The organism is Xanthobacter lutulentifluminis, assembly GCF_043194675.2.
Classification (GTDB): Bacteria; Pseudomonadota; Alphaproteobacteria; order Rhizobiales; family Xanthobacteraceae; genus Xanthobacter.
The window spans coordinates 2,282,501-2,298,952 of the sequence record NZ_CM195525.1 but is presented as its reverse complement, the minus strand read 5'-3'; the positions used below and the strand labels follow the sequence as shown (position 1 = coordinate 2,298,952).

At 68.4% G+C, this 16,452-nt stretch carries 16 protein-coding genes (1 of these 16 running past the window's edge); 6 read left to right on the top strand and 10 right to left on the bottom strand.

Annotated features, from left to right (window positions below; translation table 11 throughout):
• Positions 1-107 precede the first annotated feature (107 nt).
• From V5F49_RS10495 to V5F49_RS10480, 4 genes are all read left to right on the top strand, one after another.
• Complete coding sequence (locus V5F49_RS10495) at positions 108-749, top strand: MBL fold metallo-hydrolase (RefSeq protein ID WP_394115852.1); 642 nt, start codon at positions 108-110, stop codon at positions 747-749.
• Between the two features lie 17 nt (positions 750-766).
• Complete coding sequence (locus V5F49_RS10490) at positions 767-1,477, top strand: DUF1045 domain-containing protein (protein WP_394115853.1); 711 nt, start codon at positions 767-769, stop codon at positions 1,475-1,477.
• Positions 1,474-2,088, top strand: a complete 615-nt coding sequence (locus tag V5F49_RS10485; protein WP_394115854.1) for an LbetaH domain-containing protein — start codon at positions 1,474-1,476, stop codon at positions 2,086-2,088. The genes V5F49_RS10490 and V5F49_RS10485 overlap by 4 nt, the downstream gene beginning before the upstream one ends.
• An 81-nt stretch (positions 2,089-2,169) precedes the next feature.
• Complete coding sequence (locus V5F49_RS10480; RefSeq protein ID WP_394115893.1) at positions 2,170-3,183, top strand: KpsF/GutQ family sugar-phosphate isomerase; 1,014 nt, start codon at positions 2,170-2,172, stop codon at positions 3,181-3,183.
• A gap of 12 nt (positions 3,184-3,195) precedes the next feature.
• Here the strand turns inward: V5F49_RS10480 and V5F49_RS10475 are convergent, their stop codons facing one another.
• The 7 genes from V5F49_RS10475 to V5F49_RS10445 all read right to left on the bottom strand — a co-directional run bounded on the left by V5F49_RS10475 (position 3,196) and on the right by V5F49_RS10445 (position 7,761).
• Entirely contained in the window at positions 3,196-3,996 is an 801-nt protein-coding gene (locus V5F49_RS10475) for an N-acetylmuramoyl-L-alanine amidase (RefSeq protein ID WP_394115855.1), read from the bottom strand.
• Positions 3,993-4,727: a TerB family tellurite resistance protein gene (locus tag V5F49_RS10470; RefSeq protein WP_394115856.1), complete on the bottom strand. Its 735-nt coding sequence runs from the start codon at positions 4,725-4,727 to the stop codon at positions 3,993-3,995. The genes V5F49_RS10475 and V5F49_RS10470 overlap by 4 nt, the downstream gene beginning before the upstream one ends.
• 54 nt (positions 4,728-4,781) lie before the next feature.
• Complete coding sequence (locus V5F49_RS10465; RefSeq protein WP_394115857.1) at positions 4,782-5,615, bottom strand: GNAT family N-acetyltransferase; 834 nt, start codon at positions 5,613-5,615, stop codon at positions 4,782-4,784.
• The gene (locus V5F49_RS10460; RefSeq protein ID WP_394115858.1) at positions 5,612-5,797 is read right to left on the bottom strand and encodes a hypothetical protein; all 186 of its coding nucleotides are present in this window, start codon (positions 5,795-5,797) and stop codon (positions 5,612-5,614) included. Before V5F49_RS10460 ends, V5F49_RS10465 begins: the two co-directional genes overlap by 4 nt.
• Positions 5,794-6,531, bottom strand: a complete 738-nt coding sequence (locus V5F49_RS10455) for a pyrimidine 5'-nucleotidase (RefSeq protein ID WP_394115859.1) — start codon at positions 6,529-6,531, stop codon at positions 5,794-5,796. Before V5F49_RS10455 ends, V5F49_RS10460 begins: the two co-directional genes overlap by 4 nt.
• Positions 6,532-6,595: 64 nt before the next feature.
• Positions 6,596-6,955, bottom strand: coding sequence for a lysozyme inhibitor LprI family protein (locus V5F49_RS10450; protein ID WP_394115860.1), 360 nt, complete (start codon positions 6,953-6,955; stop codon positions 6,596-6,598).
• Positions 6,956-6,981: 26 nt separating this feature from the next.
• Positions 6,982-7,761: an MOSC domain-containing protein gene (locus tag V5F49_RS10445; RefSeq protein WP_394115861.1), complete on the bottom strand. Its 780-nt coding sequence runs from the start codon at positions 7,759-7,761 to the stop codon at positions 6,982-6,984.
• Between the two features lie 296 nt (positions 7,762-8,057).
• Here V5F49_RS10445 and clpB point away from each other — a divergent pair, with 296 nt between their 5' ends.
• Positions 8,058-10,703, top strand: a complete 2,646-nt coding sequence (gene clpB, locus V5F49_RS10440; RefSeq protein WP_394115862.1) for an ATP-dependent chaperone ClpB — start codon at positions 8,058-8,060, stop codon at positions 10,701-10,703.
• A gap of 920 nt (positions 10,704-11,623) precedes the next feature.
• On the top strand, positions 11,624-12,475 hold the full coding sequence (locus V5F49_RS10435; protein ID WP_394115863.1) for a lysozyme inhibitor LprI family protein: 852 nt from the start codon (positions 11,624-11,626) through the stop codon (positions 12,473-12,475).
• Between the two features lie 350 nt (positions 12,476-12,825).
• Here the strand turns inward: V5F49_RS10435 and V5F49_RS10430 are convergent, their stop codons facing one another.
• From V5F49_RS10430 to V5F49_RS10420, 3 genes are all read right to left on the bottom strand, one after another.
• Entirely contained in the window at positions 12,826-13,755 is a 930-nt protein-coding gene (locus tag V5F49_RS10430) for a hypothetical protein (RefSeq protein WP_394115864.1), read from the bottom strand.
• 106 nt (positions 13,756-13,861) lie between these two features.
• On the bottom strand, positions 13,862-14,779 hold the full coding sequence (locus tag V5F49_RS10425) for a hypothetical protein (protein WP_394115865.1): 918 nt from the start codon (positions 14,777-14,779) through the stop codon (positions 13,862-13,864).
• A 171-nt stretch (positions 14,780-14,950) separates the two neighbouring features.
• On the bottom strand, positions 14,951-16,452 hold the 3' portion of the coding sequence (locus V5F49_RS10420) for a M23 family metallopeptidase (protein ID WP_394115866.1). The gene runs 478 nt beyond the window's last position; 1,502 of the gene's 1,980 nt are visible here — the last part of the coding sequence; the start codon falls outside the window, past its right edge — the gene reads right to left on this strand; it ends in the stop codon at positions 14,951-14,953.

The window sequence follows — 16,452 nt, the reverse complement described above, 5'->3', positions numbered from 1 at the left end:
ACGTCCTGTCCCCGTGCGAGCGGGCGATTCTCCCCCGGATCGCGCGCTCGCCGTTCCCAGCCGGAGCCGGGCCCCGCCCGCGACCCGGCCGCCCGAGCGGAGCCGCCATGCAGCCGATCCAGATCGCCGTCGTCCCCGTCACCCCCTTCGCGCAGAACTGCTCGATCCTGTGGTGCACCAGCACCATGAAGGCCGCCGTGATCGACCCGGGCGGCGACCTGGACAAGATCCGCGCCGCGCTCGCGGAGACCGGCGCGACGGTAGAGAAGATCATCCTGACCCACGGCCACGTGGACCACGCCGCCGGCGCCGCCGAGCTCGCCGAAAGCCTCGGCGTGCCGGTGGAGGGGCCGCACGCGGCCGACCAGTTCCTGCTGGACGAGATCCCCGCCTCGGCCGCCCGCTTCGGCATCGAGGGCGCGCGACCGGTGACGCCGGACCGCTATTTCGAGGAGGGGGAGACCGTCTCGGTGGGGGATGTCTCCCTCGACATCCTGCATGTGCCGGGGCACACGCCCGGCCATCTCGTGTTCGTCTACCGCCCGCTCGGCCTCGCCATCGTCGGCGACACCCTGTTCCGCGGCTCGGTGGGGCGCACGGATTTCCCCTACGGCAATCCGGACCAGCTGATCTCCGGCATCGTCGAGAAGCTGCTGCCGCTGGGCGACAATGTCGTGTGCCTGCCGGGACACGGCCCCGTCACCAGCATCGGCGACGAGCGGGCCCACAACCCGTTCCTGCCGCGCTGACCGGCGTGGCCGCGGCCATGGCGACCTCAGGTCCCCGCTACGCGATCTATCTCGCGCCCCGGGCCGACAGCGCCCTGTGGCGCTTCGGCAGCGCCATTCTCGGCTATGACGCGCAGACGGGCGAGGAGCCCGCCGCGCCCGATCTCGCCGGCTTCGACGCGGAGACCTGGCATGCCGCCACCGCCGAGCCGCGCCGCTACGGCTTTCATGGCACGTTGAAGGCGCCGTTCCGCCTCGCCGAGGGCCGCAGCGCCGACGACCTCGCCGCCGCGGTCGCGGTCTGCGCGGCCGGGCATCATCCGTTCGAGATGCCGCCGCTGGAGGTGCGGGCGCTGGGGCCGTTCATCGCGCTGGTGCCGCAGGTGCCGGCGCCCAAGCTCGCCGACCTCGCCGCCGCCTGCGCGCTGGAGCTGGATGCCTTCCGGGCGCCGCTGACGCCCGAGGACCTCGCCCGTCGCCGGCCGGAGCGGCTTTCCGCCCGTCAGGCGGGGTATCTGGAGGCCTATGGCTACCCCTATGTGCTGGAGGAGTTCCGCTTCCACATGACCCTCACCGGCCCGCTGCGCGAGGCGGATCGCGGCCATGCCCTCAATGCGCTCGGCGATGTGTTCCACGCCAGCGGCGCCGAGGTGCCGGGCATGGTGAGCGACCTCGCCCTGTATGTGCAGGAGGCGCCGGGCGCGCGCTTCCGCATCGCCGGCCGCTTTCCGTTCGGGGCCGCGTCATGAAGGTGCTGGGCGAGACGCCGCTCATCGATCCCACCGCGCAGGTGCGGGCCTCCACCCTCGGCCGCTATACCGAGGTGGGCGCCCGCACCAAGCTGCTGGAAGTGGAGATGGGCGATTACTCCTACGTGGTGAACGACGCCGACATCGCCTATGCGCGCATCGGCAGGTTCTGCTCCATCGCCGCCATGACGCGGCTGAACCCGGGCAACCACCCCACCTGGCGCGCCTCGCAGGCGCATTTCACCTATCGCGCCTCCGCCTATTTCCCGGGCGAGGACGACGAGGCGGAGTTCTTCCAGTGGCGGCGCGACCAGCAATTGACGCTGGGCCACGACGTATGGATCGGCCACGGGGCGGTGGTGCTCGCCGGTCGCACGGTGGGCACCGGCGCGGTGGTGGCGGCGGGCGCGGTGGTGCCGAAGGACGTGCCGGCCTATGCCATCGTCGCCGGTGTGCCCGCCCGCATCGTCAAGTGGCGCTTTCCGCCGGAGATCGCGGAAAGGTTGCAGGCCCTCGCCTGGTGGGACTGGAGCCACGACAAGCTGCGCGCCGCTTTGCCGGACTTCCGCGTGCTGCCCATCGAGGCCTTCCTGGAGAAGCACGGCGGCTGAGGCCGCCCGGCCGGGCGCGCGGCCCCTGTCCCTGCGGCCCCGCTCCCCTTCGCGGGCGATCGGTGCTATCCATCGCCCATGATGCGTTCTCCGGCAAATAAAGTCCCGACCGACGACGGGCAGCACGTGCATCCCGCCTCGGTGGTCTCCGCGCTCGCGACGCTGGATGCGGAACAGGCGGGTCTTGCGGCGCTGGCCGAGGCCATGGCAGGCCCGCTCGGCGCCGCGTTCGACGTGGCGGTGGCCACCATCCAGAATTCCCGCGGGCGGGTGATCGTCACCGGCATGGGCAAGAGCGGGCACGTGGCGCGCAAGATCGCCGCGACGCTCGCCTCCACCGGCACCCCCGCGCACTATGTGCATCCGGCCGAGGCCAGCCACGGCGACCTCGGCATGGTCACCACCGACGACGTGATCGTCGCCCTCTCCTGGTCCGGCGAGACGGTGGAGCTGCGCGACCTCGTGGATTATTCGCGGCGCTTCGACGTGCCGCTGATCGCCTTTACCTCCAATGCCGAGAGCGCGCTCGCCTCCAGCGCCAGCGTGGTGCTGACCCTGCCGGTGGCGCAGGAGGCCTGCCCGCACGGGCTTGCCCCCACCACCTCCACGGTGATGCAGCTGGCCCTCGGCGATGCGCTGGCGGTGGCGCTGCTGCAGAGCCGGGGCTTCACCGCGCTCGATTTCCGCCAGCTGCATCCCGGCGGCAAGCTGGGCGCCAGCCTGCGCTTCGTGCGCGACGTGATGCGCAAGGGCGACCAGGTGCCGGTGGTGGCCTCCGGCAGCCTCATGGGCGCCGCGCTGGTGGAGATGAGCGCCAAGGGGCTCGGCTGCGTCGGCGTGGTGGATGAGGCGGGCGCCCTCGCCGGCATCATCACCGACGGCGACCTGCGCCGACACATGGCCAACGACCTGCCCGCCCGCCGCGTGGACGAGATCATGACATCCTCGCCCCGCACCGTGCGGCCGGACCAGCTGGCCGCCGAGGCGCTGAACATCCTCAATTCCCGGCAGATCACCGCGCTGATGGTGGTGGACGGCCGCGCGCCCGTGGGCGTGCTGCACATCCACGACCTGCTGCGCACCGGCGTCGCCTGAGGCCGGCGCCCGTCAGGCCACCGCCGGGGCATCTCCCGGCCGGGTGGCGATCAGCTCGCGCAGGGTGAGGATGGTGGAGGCGTCGGTCACCCCATCCACCCGCGAGGGGCGGAAATGGCGCTGGAAGGCGGCCACCACGTCGGCGGTCGCCGCGTCATAGGCATCGTCGAGGGCGATGCCATAGCCGTAGAGCGCCAGCATCGCCTTCAGCGCCGCCACCGGCTCGCCGCTGTCTCCCAGCATGAAGAACCGCCCGCCCTCGGCCCTGGATTCCGGCACGAGGTGGCCGACCCCCGCCGCATGGAGCGCCGCCCACGGGAAATGCTCGCCGGGATCGCGCTTGCGGCCCGGGGCCACGTCCGAATGGGCGAGCACCCGGTCGGCGCGGATGGCGTGGCGGGTCACGATGTCCCGCGACAAAGCGATGACCGCAGCCACCTGCTCGGGCGGGAAGGGCGGCAGGCCGAAATCGTGGCCGCCGTTCACCACCTCGATGCCGATGGAGCGGGAATTGGTGTCGGCGATGCCCTCCCAGCCGGAGACGCCGGCGTGCCAGGCGCGCGCGGCTTCCGCCACCATCTGCACCACGCTGCCATCCTCGCGCACCACATAATGGCACGAGACTTCGGACGCGGGCGTGCGCAGCAGCTCGATGGCCGCGTCCGCGCTCGCCATGCCGGTATAATGCAGCACCAGCATGTCCACGCCGGCGCGCCGCGCGCCGAAATTGGGCGAGGGCACGAGCGTTCCGACGCAGGCGCTGTCGGCGGCGAGGAGGGCCGGGGGACTCAGGTCTTGGTCGGCTGCGCTCATGTCGCTTCCTGCTGCGCCGGCACCAGTCCACGTTGGGCGGCAATGCGCCGGTAGGCGGCATTGAGCGCCGCCACCCGGTCGTTGGCGAGGCGGATGGCCGCCGGCGGCAGGCCGCGCGCCACAAGGCGGTCGGGGTGATGGGTGGAGACGAGCGCCCGCCAGCGCGCCTTCACCTCGGCGTCAGAGGCTTCCGGGCCAAGGTCGAGCACCGCATAGGGATCGTCCGGCCGGCGCACGTGCCGGGCCTCGATGCGCTCGTAGGCGACGCCGGTGAAGCCGAGGATGACCGCCACCTTAGCGAGGAAGGCGAGCTCCTTCTCGTGCAGGGCATGGTCGGCCTTGGCCACATGGAACAGGGCGTCCAGCAGGTCCTCGCGGGTGTCCGGCGCGTCGGCGAACATCTGCGCCACCTGCCGGGCATAGGACTGGTAGCCGGCCGTATCCTGCTTGGCGAGATTGTAGAGGCGCGCCACCGCGTCGAGATCCTCGGGCGGGATGTCGAACACCTCGCGGAAGGCTTCCACCTCCGCCTCCACTACCACGCCGTCGGCCTTGGCCATCTTGGCGGAGAGGGCGATGAGCGCGACGGAAAAGGCGGCGGGCTCCGGCGCGGGGGCGAGCAGCAGGCGGTCCAGCGCATGCCCCGCCAGCGCGCCGAGAAGCGCGCCCAAGGGTCCGCCCAGCGCGAAACCCACGCCCGCCCCGCCGATCAGACCGTATGCCACCACCATCTCCTTCGTTGACGGCTTGCTGCTAAGGCCCCGGTGCGGCCGCAGCAAGGCCAATCAGCCAAGCTCGAAGGTGGTGATGCCGAAGATGCGCGGGAGCGGCAGCTGAGGCGCCGGGCCGCGATACATGCGCGCGGTCTCGAACACGGGGGAAAGACCGGCCGCCTCCGCCAGCGCGCGGGCGGCAGCGTTGGGCTCGAGCACGTCGAGGAACACCGGCCCGTCCCCCGCCGCGGCGGCCAGCGCTCCGAACAGGGCCGTGGCGACGGCGGCATCGTCGGCGAACAGCGGGCCGATCTTGAAGCCCTCCCGGCAGGGACGGACGACGCCATAGCCGCGCACCGCGCCGTCGTCCACGAACGCCAGCGCCCGGCCGCCGGGCGGGGCGAGCCAGCGGGCAAGGAAATCCGGCCGGGCGAAGCCGAAGGCAGCCCGGTCGAGCGCCTCCACCGCCGGGCGCAGGCGGGCGTCGATGGGCACGACGCGCGGGTCATCCGCGCCGGCCGGGCGCCCGCCGTAGCGGATGTTGCGATGGGCGAGGGCGAAGCCGGAGCGGGCATAATTGGCCTGCTGCGCCACCACGCCGTCGAGCCCGACCGTGCCGTCGAGCCCGGCGAAGGTTTCCTGCCACAGGGCGAAGCCCAGCCCCCGGCCGCGCAGGTCCGGCCGGCAGATGTAGAAGCCGACGAAGGCGAAGCCGCCGGCATAGCGGGCGGCGGAGAGGGTGACGGCCAGCGCGCCGTCGTGGAACAGGCCGCGGAAGGTGCCGGCATCCTGGGCGAGGAAGGCGCCGAGATCGGCAAGGCCGGGGTTCCAGCCTTCGCGCGCGGCCCATTCCACGGCCTCGGCGGCCTCGACCGGGGTGAGGGTGCGGATGACGGGCGGGCTCACAGCAGGTCCAACACGCGGCCGGCATCGTCCACCGCCCGCACCCGGCAGCCGGGATGGGCCCGCGCCGCGCTGTCCATGCCGATGCGGATGTTGGGCGCAAGGTTCTGGACCCGCATCACCGTGGTCCAGTTGCCGGTCCGGTCCTGGTACTGGATGCTCACCTGCTCCATGCCTTCGCTCATGCCGCTCCGGCTTCCCCCGTCGTCCCGGGCACGACGATCAGGTGCTCGAGGAAGCCGGCGAGATCCTCTGTCACGTGATCCACGTAGGCGTCCTCGCGCCCCTCGAATTCCCAGCTTTCGCGGGTCAGCAGCACGTCGCCCGGCGGCACCACCAGCACGGTGCGCATGCCGAGGCGGTGCGGCACCTCGAGGTTGCGGGCGAGATCCTCGAACATGGCGGCGCGGCTCGGGTCCACGCCGTGGGTGCCGAGGAAGCGCAGATAGGCCTCCTCGGTGGGCTTGGGGTGGAATTCAGCGGCGACGATGTCGTGCACCGCGCTGAAATGCTCATCCATGCCGAGGCGCGCCAGGACGTTGCGGGCGTGGCGCTCGGAACCGTTGGTGTAGACCAGCTTCACCCCCGGCAGCGCCTCGATGGCGGCGGCCAGGCGCGGAGCGGCATCGAGGCCGGAGAGGTCCACGTCGTGCACGTGGGCCAGGAAGGCATCCGGCTCCACCCCGTGCTCCATCATGAGCCCGCGCAGGGAGGTGCCGTAGCGCTTGTAATACTCTTTCTGGAGGCGGAACGCCTCGTCCGGCGGCATGCCGAGCAGCTCCGAGATGTAGCCCTTCATGCGGGCGTCGATCTGGGACCAGAGGGCGTGTTCGGCCGGATAAAGGGTATTGTCGAGATCGAACACCCAGGTATCGACCGACAGGAACCGATCGGCTGGGCTGGTGGGGAGGTGCGTCATGAAGGGACCCGGGGCATCGGGGGAGCGGACCCCCGCCGGTCCGCCAGACGCGCAGGAGGATGCCTCAGAAGGGACCGCGCGAATAGATGCCCTCAAGCCCCTTTTCCAGCAAATTGATACGGTTGCGGTACGCCTGTACGAGACAGGCGGAATCGGCGCCGCATGCGGCCCGCTGGCGCAGCCATTCGGCCTGCGCATCGCGGATCGCGCCGCGCTCGCCCATGCCCACCAGATGGGTGAGGACGCCGTAGAGCGTGGCCATCTTCACGTCCAGCTGGGCCAGATCGCAATTGCCGCAGACCGCGGCCTCGTCCGGCGCGCGGGCGGTGGCGCAATCGAAGCTCGCCGCTCCCGCCGGCGTGTGCGCGAGAAGGCCGGCCGCGAGGGCGAGGGGCAGCAGCAAGTTGCGCGGGGACAGACGCATGGTGGTATCTCCTTCCGGCGCTCGGTTCAGCCGAGGGTGATGGGATCGCCGATGCGGACCGTGCCGCCGCGCACCACCTTGGCATAAACGCCGCAGTCGGTGTGGCCGTACGCCACCATCAGGCCCTTCACCAGATTCATGTCGCGCTGGGCGGTGAGCGGGTTCACGTTCACCGCCGCGCAGCGCTCGGTGCGCTTGAGGATGGCGATTTCCGCCTCTCCCACCTGAAGCCGTTGCCCCGCCAGATCGAGTTCGACACCGGCCGGCCAGCCGTCCAGATGCAGGTTCATGCGGAAGCGCCGCGCGTCGACGGGGCCTGCCGCCACGCGGGCTTCCAGATCCTTCACGCTCGCAAGGCTGAGCAGCGAGAGGAAGCCGGAGCGGAGCGAGTCCGTGAAGCGGAAGCCCTCCGGCGCGGCGAGCACCTTCAAGGGTCCGCGCGCCTCCTCCCCCATGTAGAAGGAGAGGAAGCCTTCCAGCTCGGCCCGGCCTTCCGGCGTGGAGAGGTCGGCGCGCGCCACCTCGTGCCCCTCCAGCACCAGGGTGAGGGTTGTGGTGGCGTCGTCCCAGCGGGACGAGAGCGCGGCGAGGCGGGCGTCGCGCATCAGCATCAGGAAGGCGGTCTTCTGCCGGTACTCGGGCGCCGCCGCATCGAATCCGCTCGGACCGTTCTCCACCGCATAGAGCCGGTCGCCGGGGAAGAAGGCGCCGGCGGTGAGGGTGACGCTCTCCAGCGGCTCGGGGCTGAGGCCCTTCACCGGGTGGCGATAGAGGGCGGCGACGGTGGCGGGGGGCAAAGCGTCCATGGCGTCTTCCTTGCGGCCGGCGCTGTGGAACCGGCCTCACGCGGGGGCCTCCCATGCCGCTGCGGCGCGGTCAACCCGGGCACCGGCATGCCGAAGGCGTGGCGGACCCGGGCCTGCTCCGGCTGGGCCTGAATTTCCGCCGGCACCCCCTTCCGATGCCGCCGGGATGCACCCACATGAGGCACGGCACAGGTTTGTTCACACCTGCGCGACGGTAGCCGGGGATGCCGGGACCGTGTCCCGACGCGTCGGCTGCGCTTCTTGAGAAGGCACCGGGCGCGAGAAGGAGGAGAGACATGAATTTTGAGATCTACACCGAGCGCGCGCGCGGCTTCGTCCAGTCCGCCCAGTCGCTGGCGGTGCGGGAAGGAAACCAGCAGTTCACGCCCGAGCACCTTCTGAAGGTGCTGATGGACGACCCCGAGGGACTTTGCTCCGGCCTCATCCAGCGCGCGGGCGGCAATCCCACGCTGGTGCGCGCCGACGTGGAGGCAGCGCTCGGCAAGCTGCCGAAGGTTTCGGGCGGCTCGGGCCAGGTCTATCTGAGCCAGCAGCTGGCGAAGGTGTTCGAGATCGCCGAGCAGGCGGCGAAGAAGGCCGGCGACGGATACGTCACGGTCGAGCGGATGCTGCTCGCCCTCGCCATCGAGAAGGACAGCGAGGCCGGCAAGATCCTGTCCAAGGCCGGCGTGACGCCGCAGACCCTGAACGCCGCCATCGAGGCGCTGCGCAAGGGCCGCACCGCGGACACCGCCACCGCCGAGAACGCCTATGACGCGCTGAAGAAGTACGCCCGCGACCTCACCCAGGCCGTGCGGGACGGCAAGCTCGACCCGGTCATCGGCCGCGACGAGGAGATCCGCCGCACCATCCAGGTGCTGGCGCGCCGCACCAAGAACAATCCCGTGCTCATCGGCGAGCCCGGCGTCGGCAAGACCGCCATCGTGGAGGGACTCGCCCGCCGCATCGTGGACGGCGACGTGCCCGAGAGCCTGAAGAACAAGTCCCTGCTCGCCCTCGACATGGGCTCCCTGATCGCCGGCGCGAAATATCGCGGCGAGTTCGAGGAGCGCCTGAAGAGCGTGCTGGGCGAGGTCGAGGCGGCCGAGGGCGGCATCATCCTGTTCATCGACGAGATGCACACCCTGGTCGGCGCCGGCAAGACCGACGGCGCCATGGATGCCTCCAACCTGCTGAAGCCCGCCCTTGCCCGCGGCGAGCTGCATTGCGTCGGCGCGACCACGCTGGACGAATACCGCAAGCACGTGGAGAAGGACGCGGCGCTCGCCCGCCGCTTCCAGCCCGTCTTCGTCTCCGAGCCCACGGTGGAGGATACCGTCTCCATCCTGCGCGGCCTGAAGGAGAAGTACGAGCTGCACCACGGCGTGCGCATCACCGATAGCGCGCTGGTGTCGGCGGCGGTCCTCTCCAACCGCTACATCACCGACCGCTTCCTGCCCGACAAGGCCATCGATCTCGTCGACGAGGCGGCTTCGCGGCTGCGCATGCAGGTGGATTCCAAGCCCGAGGAGCTGGACAATCTCGACCGCGAGATCGTCCGCCTGCGCATCGAGCAGGAAGCCCTGAAGAAGGAGACCGACACCGCCTCCAAGGACCGCCTGAAGAAGCTCGAGAAGGAGCTGGCGGATCTGGAGGAGAAGGCCTCCGTCCTCACCTCCAAGTGGAAGGCCGAGAAGGAGAAGCTGGGCGAGGCGACGACCGTCAAGGCCAAGCTCGATCAGGCGCGGGCGGACCTTGCCACCGCGCAGCGGCAGGGCGAGTACCAGAAGGCCGGCGAGCTCACCTATTCGGTGATCCCGGAGCTGGAGAAGAAGCTTGCCGAGATCGAGAAGGCGGGCGGGTCCGGCGGCATGGTGGAGGAGGCGGTGACGCCCGACCACATCGCCGGGGTCGTCTCCCGCTGGACCGGCGTGCCCGTGGACAAGATGCTGGAAGGCGAGCGCGAGAAGCTGCTGCGCATGGAGCTGGAGCTGGCGAAGCGCGTGGTCGGCCAGGCGGAGGCCGTGGCCGCCGTCTCCACCGCCGTGCGCCGGGCCCGCGCCGGGCTGCAGGACCCGAACCGGCCCATCGGCTCGTTCCTGTTCCTCGGCCCCACCGGCGTCGGCAAGACCGAGCTGACCAAGGCGCTCGCCGAGTTCCTGTTCGACGACGAGACCGCCATGGTGCGCATCGACATGTCGGAATACATGGAGAAGCACTCCGTGAGCCGACTGATCGGCGCCCCTCCCGGCTACGTGGGCTATGACGAGGGCGGCGCCCTCACCGAAGCCGTGCGGCGCCGGCCCTATCAGGTGGTGCTGTTCGACGAGGTGGAGAAGGCGCATCCGGACGTGTTCAACGTCCTCCTGCAGGTGCTCGACGACGGGCGGCTGACGGACGGGCAGGGCCGCACGGTGGACTTCCGCAACGTGCTCATCGTCATGACCTCCAACCTCGGCGCGGAATATCTGGCGGACCCGCGCCAGCCCATGGGCTTCAAGGTGCCGGGCCACGACGGCGAGCAGGTGGTGTCCGACGAGGAGGCCTACGACATGGTGATGGGCGCGGTGCGGCGTCATTTCCGCCCGGAGTTCATCAACCGGATCGACGAGATCGTCATGTTCCACCGCCTGAAGCGGGACCAGATGGACCACATCGTGGACATCCAGATGGGCCGGCTGAGGAAGCTCCTGGAGGATCGCAAGATCACCCTCGAGCTCTCCCCCGAGGCGCGCGGCTTCCTCGCCGAGAAGGGCTACGACCCGGCCTATGGCGCGCGCCCCCTGAAGCGCACCATCCAGAAGCTGGTGCAGGACCCGCTGGCCGAGAAGATCCTCGGCGGCGAGATCCTCGACGGCGCCAAGGTGAAGATCGGCCTGGACGGCGGGCACCTCACCTTCACCGGCGAGGCGGCGCCGGTGGATCGCGATCAGGCGGCGTGAGGATGGATCAGGCCGGGGCGGGTGCTCCGGCTGAGAAAATGACCCCCGGCGCAGGTGCTGCGCCGGGGGTTTTTTGTTGGGGGGGAGGTGGCCTCAGGTGCGCCAGTAGGGGACTCTCATCTTGGCGCCAATATCAGACCCTGTGTTAAGGCCATGGTGGGCCAGGAATGTCTTCTTGCGGCGATCCTCAACGAGGCATAACCACTTCAATTCAATACCCTCGATAATATATCGCCCCTTCTCAGGTGGCGGTAGGCGCTCGATGCCCTCGTCGTTGATCTGGGCATGTAGGCCGATGGTCGTAAATTATTGAATTCTATGAGATGGATCCGGCCAATTAGTCAATTTCAAAGGCCGATATTCCCGATCGGTACGCAGAAATTACACGCCGATCCGTCCTCGGCGGCGCAGTCTTCGATACCGAAACAGAATTGCGCGACATCCCCCAAATGGGGGAAGTGGACCATGTTTTTCGCATGTCACTGTAGGAAAGGGATTGATGGGAGGCGATATCACGATGCGGCTGATCCACCTCTTCTTACTCATTGCACTGTGTTTGGTGTCAGGCATGAGCTATGCCAACGACTATGGCTATGTCTGCGCGGCCGACAGCAGATGTAGCAGATGCTCCAGCGAAGCATATGAGGCCTGGAATAATCAAAGGCGTTCATGCACCACGTCGAGTTGCTACCGTAGTATGGATGATTGGCTGAAGCGTGCTCAAGATTCCTGTAAAACTCAAGTGCAGCAGAGTGCGTGCTCGGAATGCGATAGCTTGGGCGGCAATATGGATGGCATGTTTCCATGTAACAGACAGGATACTCAAGATAAAAAAATATCATGCGTTCGAAGCTGCAACGTTTGTAAGCGAGGTTTTAGCAATTATTAACTATCAATAAATGTGTTGATGGAGGGGCGATATGCAGACAATACATAGATGTATCATTTTATGTGCAGTGACGTATTTAACGGGAATAATAGCGGCCAATTCGGCCAGCTTTGATTGTTCGAAAGCTCCAAGCTCCGCAGCTAAACTTATTTGCAACGATGAAAAGCTTTCTGCTCTGGATAGTGCCTTAGGCGATGTCTATCGGGAAAAGGTGGCGAAGTTCCCCGAACTTCGGTCCCAGCAACGCGAGTGGATCTCTGCCCGAGACAAGTATTGCAATCTGCCCGAAAACGTCGATGATGTTGATGAATTAAGGCCGCATTCACCATGCCTTGCCGCAACAATCACAAAGCGCACCCGCGAGCTCCGATCTGCGAGCGTCGAGACGCCAAGCGGGTTCGTTCTACCCCCGCTCCCGGAAGAGGTCCGTAATCCCACCGGAGTGGACAGCACACCTGCGCCGGCCGCCGAGCAGCCGAGGCCGTCGCGCTCCCGGGAGAGCACGCCTCGTCCGAGTGTTGAGACCAACTCCTTGGTCGGCTCGTCATGCGACACCAATATATGGGTTAGCGATGGCAGAACTGGGCGAAACTTCAGGAGAGACATGGGTTCGTTTTTTTCGTCGCACAACGCATTTGCACTAAATCGTGCTTACGACGAATTTTCTGCGTGCGTTAAACGCCATATGAACACCCGAAAAGAGCCTGGCTTTTGCACTTGTCCATTTGACACTCAAACCAAAGGAGACTGGCTCGTCAGCTATTTCGAAGTGAGATACGGAAATTGTGCGGCTAGCGATCAAGAGCACATTTACGACAGCCAGCTCGATGTCACGTTCTCTGCTTTAACCTGCCTCAAGAACAACGGCTGGCAAAGGCGTTAGTCTGCCGCCGAGGCGCTGCAACTTGTCATTGCCACCCCTCGGGCCGGTCAGCGCCGTCGGATCAGATGCGGCTGTTCGTCTTCCCGGATTCTCGGAGTGCCGGGCGGGCAGACTGATCAGGGTAGATCGGTCGAGCTTCCAGTATTGGCGTGCCGTGGATAGTGATGCCGCGAAAGGCAAAAAGGCGGGCAAGCCTTTCAAGGGGAAGTGGGCTTAGCCTGAAAGTCCGCATGTCGGGCCGCAGCGAGTCCTACCTCTGCGGCAGCGCTCTGACGTAAAAGAAGTGCTGCTTGAAGAGGTAAGGTCGACAAGCAGACCTTCCCAACCGCTGCTTCGGGTCAACGCCCCCCTCACTTCCCCCCGCCCCGCATCACCCCCAGGAGCCCCTCCGCCGTCTTCACCGCGTCCGTCAGCGCCGGCTTGCCGGCGACTTCCTTCGCGAAACAGGCGCGGAAGGCGGAGGCGGCCTGGTCGTGGAGCTTGTAGCTTTCGTCCACGCGCGGGTCCTCGGCCTTGCCGTCCTTGCGGGCGGCTTCCATGAGGGCTTCGGCCTTGGCGGTGCCGTCCTTGAAGGCGGCGGCGCAGGCGGGCATGGGGGGCAGCTTCAGCGTCACCTGCGTCGCGCCCACGCTCACCCGCCCGTCCGCCACCCGCAGCACCACCACGCTGTCGGGCGGGGCATCGGCGGGGTCATCCTGCGTGAACAGGCCGAGGATGGCTTGGCTCTCCTCGCCGGCGGTCGCGGCCACCGGCAGCGGGGCGTAGGTGGTGAAGGCGGCGTCGCGGCTCACGGTGAGGGTATAGAAGAAGTCATCCTTCGCGGCCGCCAGGATGCCGGCCTTGAACGCCGCCGGCGCGCCTTCGTCCGAGGAGCGCGCCTTCAGCCAGTCGGCGAAGACCGGCTCGGGCGAGACGAGGATCCGCGTCGCGCCGTCGGCATCGGAGAAGACGAGGCCGTCGGGGGAATCGGTGCCGAGGTCGCCGGGAATGAGCGTGTCGGGCGAGAACGCCGGCTTGGCCGCCAGCCCCTTGAAGCGCAAGGGGCCGAGCAGCCCGCCCATGCGCTTCTCCAGATCCTTGCGCGCGGTGCGGTCCGCCTTGTCGATCTGGGGCAGGGGCCGGTTCGCCTTCACCGCATCGGCAATGGAGGCCGCCGCCTTGTTGCGGGCGGCGATGTAGTCCTCCGCCGGCCCCGCCGCCACCGGCAGCGCGGCGGCAAGGAGGGCGCAGGCGGCGCCGAGCCAGGGCGCGAGGCGAAGTGCGGGGCGGGCAAGGGTCATCACCGGTCATCCTTGGGGGAGGGCGCGCGTGCGGACGTGCGCCGGGTCGCATGATTGCGTGCGTCGCGACGGGAGAGGCGCCGCGCGGGCGCCCCTCCGGCGCATGTCACTGGCCGCGGGTGGTGGCGAGGAAGGCCTCCGCCTTCTTCACCGCGGCGGCGAAGAACGGCTGGGCGGGCGCTTCCTTCGCGAAGCAGGCGCGATAGGCGACGGAGCCCTCGTCCTGGATCTTGGTGATCTCTTCCCAGCGCGGGTCCTCGTTCTTGTTGTCCTTCTCCACCTGCTTCTGCAGGGCATCCGCCTTGGCCTTGAACGGCTTCCACACCGCGTCGCAGGCCGGGATGGGCTTGATGGCCAGCTTTGCCCCGGTGACGCCCGCGATGGCCTTGCCATCGGCAATGCGGACGATGAACAGCTCGTTGGGCGCGCTGTTGCCGGACACGTCGTCCAGCTGCTGCCCAAGGACCGCGAAGGCGGTCTCGCCGGGCGGGGCGGTCACCGGCAGGTCGATGTAGGGCTGGAAGTAGCCGTTCTCGAACCCGAGCGCGTCGCCGTAGAATTCGCTGGTGGTCATGGCGGGCTTCACCCCGCCGGCCAGGGCGGCCGGCGCCTCGGGATCCTTGGCGCGGGCGGCGAGCCAGGCCTGGAACTGGCTTTCCGGCGCGACCACGAGGCGGGTCGAGTAATCCTTGCTGGCGAACGCCAGCCCGTCGAGCTGACGTGTGGGCGCGCTCTCGTCGTAGATGAAGAGCTGGAGCGAATATTCCGGCCCGCCCAGGCCCTTGAACTTCAGCGGCCCGAGGGCGGCGGCGAGCTTCTTGGCGAGATCCTTGCGGGCCGCCTCCTCGCGCTTGATCACGGCATCATCGCCGCTCTTCTGCGCCTTGGCCGCAGCGATGGAATCGGCGATGGCCTTGTCGCGGGCGGCGACATAATCCTCCTGCGGCCCGGCGACCGCGGAAGCGAACGGAAGCGTGGCCGCGAACAGGGCGGCGCAGAGGATGCGATTGGCAATCCGGGTCATGGGGGCTCGATGATGCTTGGCCTGGGCCGTTGACGAGGCCCGCATTCTTGCCTGCTTCCGCGAGGGGAGGGAATAGCCCCCGGCGTGTTCTCCGCATCCGCCGCGCAGGGGTTGGCGGCGGATGCGAAAGAGGACGCCCCGGAGAACGATGCCGTCCCGGAGCAGGTCGCCTCAGTTGCTGGCGGCCTTGGTCTTTCCGCCGCCGGCGGCGACCCCGGCCACCTTGGGCGGGACGGGGGCGTGGTTCAGCAGCGCGTCGATGCGCTCGCGCTCGCGCTTGAACTCGGTCAGGAACCGCCCGTCGAGGGCGCGGCCGCGCGGCAGGCGGATGCGCATGGGGTCCACGAAGTTGCCGTTGATCTTCACCTCGTAATGGAGGTGCGGACCGGTGGAGAGGCCGGTGGTGCCGATATAGCCGATCAGCTGGCCCTGGCGGACCGTGACGCCTTCCCGGATGCCGCGCGCGAAGCCCGACTGGTGGGAATAGGTGGTCACGTAGCCGTTGGCGTGCTGGATCTCGGTGTGCTTTCCGTAGCCCGATTTCCAGGTGGCGTAGATGATGGTGCCGTTGCCGGCGGCGTAGATGGGCGTGCCGATGGCATCGGCCCAGTCCACGCCGGTATGCAGCTTGGAATAGCCGAGGATCGGATGGCGGCGGTAGCCGAACGGGGAGCGCATGACGCCGCCGGCCATCGGCTTTCTGACCAGGAACTTCTTCGCGCTCTTTCCGTCCTCGTCGTAATAGTCGACGACGCTGTCGTCCGAGGTCTGGAAGCGGTAGTAGCGCCGCGTCTCCTTGTTCACGGTGAGGGCGGCGAACAGCACCTCGTTGGAGGCGCCGGGATCGTCCGAGAACAGCACCTCGAAATTGTCGCCCGGGCGGACGCGGCGCTGGAAGTCCACGTCGAACGAATAGACGCGGATGATGTCGGCGATCACGTTGCGCGGCACGTCGTTGCGCAGCGCGGTCTCATAGATGCTCTCGTAGAGCCGGATGCCCGGCCCGCTGTCGTCGTCGGTATCCTCGGAGACGCCGGCAATCTCGGTCTCGGACGGCTCGGGCACGTTGACGAACTCGTCCTTGTCGGAGAGCGCGACAGTGCCCTCGTGGCCGAGGTCGCTGAACAGCGAGACGCGGAGCGGCCGCACCTTCTTGTTCTCCTCCTGCAGAAGCAGGCGCATGCGCAGGCCGTCCTTCACCGTGCCCTCGCGGCCGCGCCCGAAGGCGGCGGCGACGGCACGGGCGTCTTCCTTCGAGACGCCGTTGTCCACCAGGATGGAGACGATGGTGTCGCCCTTCTTCACCACCACGGTGGAATCCGACCAGTCGTTGCCGCCGGAGGTCTCGTCCGAGGTCTTGGGCACGAAGCTGATGTTGTCCGGCGCGGTCGGCGCGGGCAGCGCATGGCCGGCGGGCAGGGCGCTCGCCGGCAGGGCCTGGGTGCCTGCGGTGTCGCCGACGCTGGCATAGGAAAGGTAGGGGCCGGACGCGGAGGGGGTGAAGCCGGCGGCCCCGGTGATGGCCGCGGGCAGGCCGTGCACCGCCTGCCCGGCGACCGGCTGGCCGGGCTGCGCGCGGCTGAGCTCAGCCACCTCGCGCACCTTCACCAGCACATTCTCCATGGGGGTGGCGGCGCCGATACGGGCGCTCTGCGGCAGGCTGGAGAGATCGC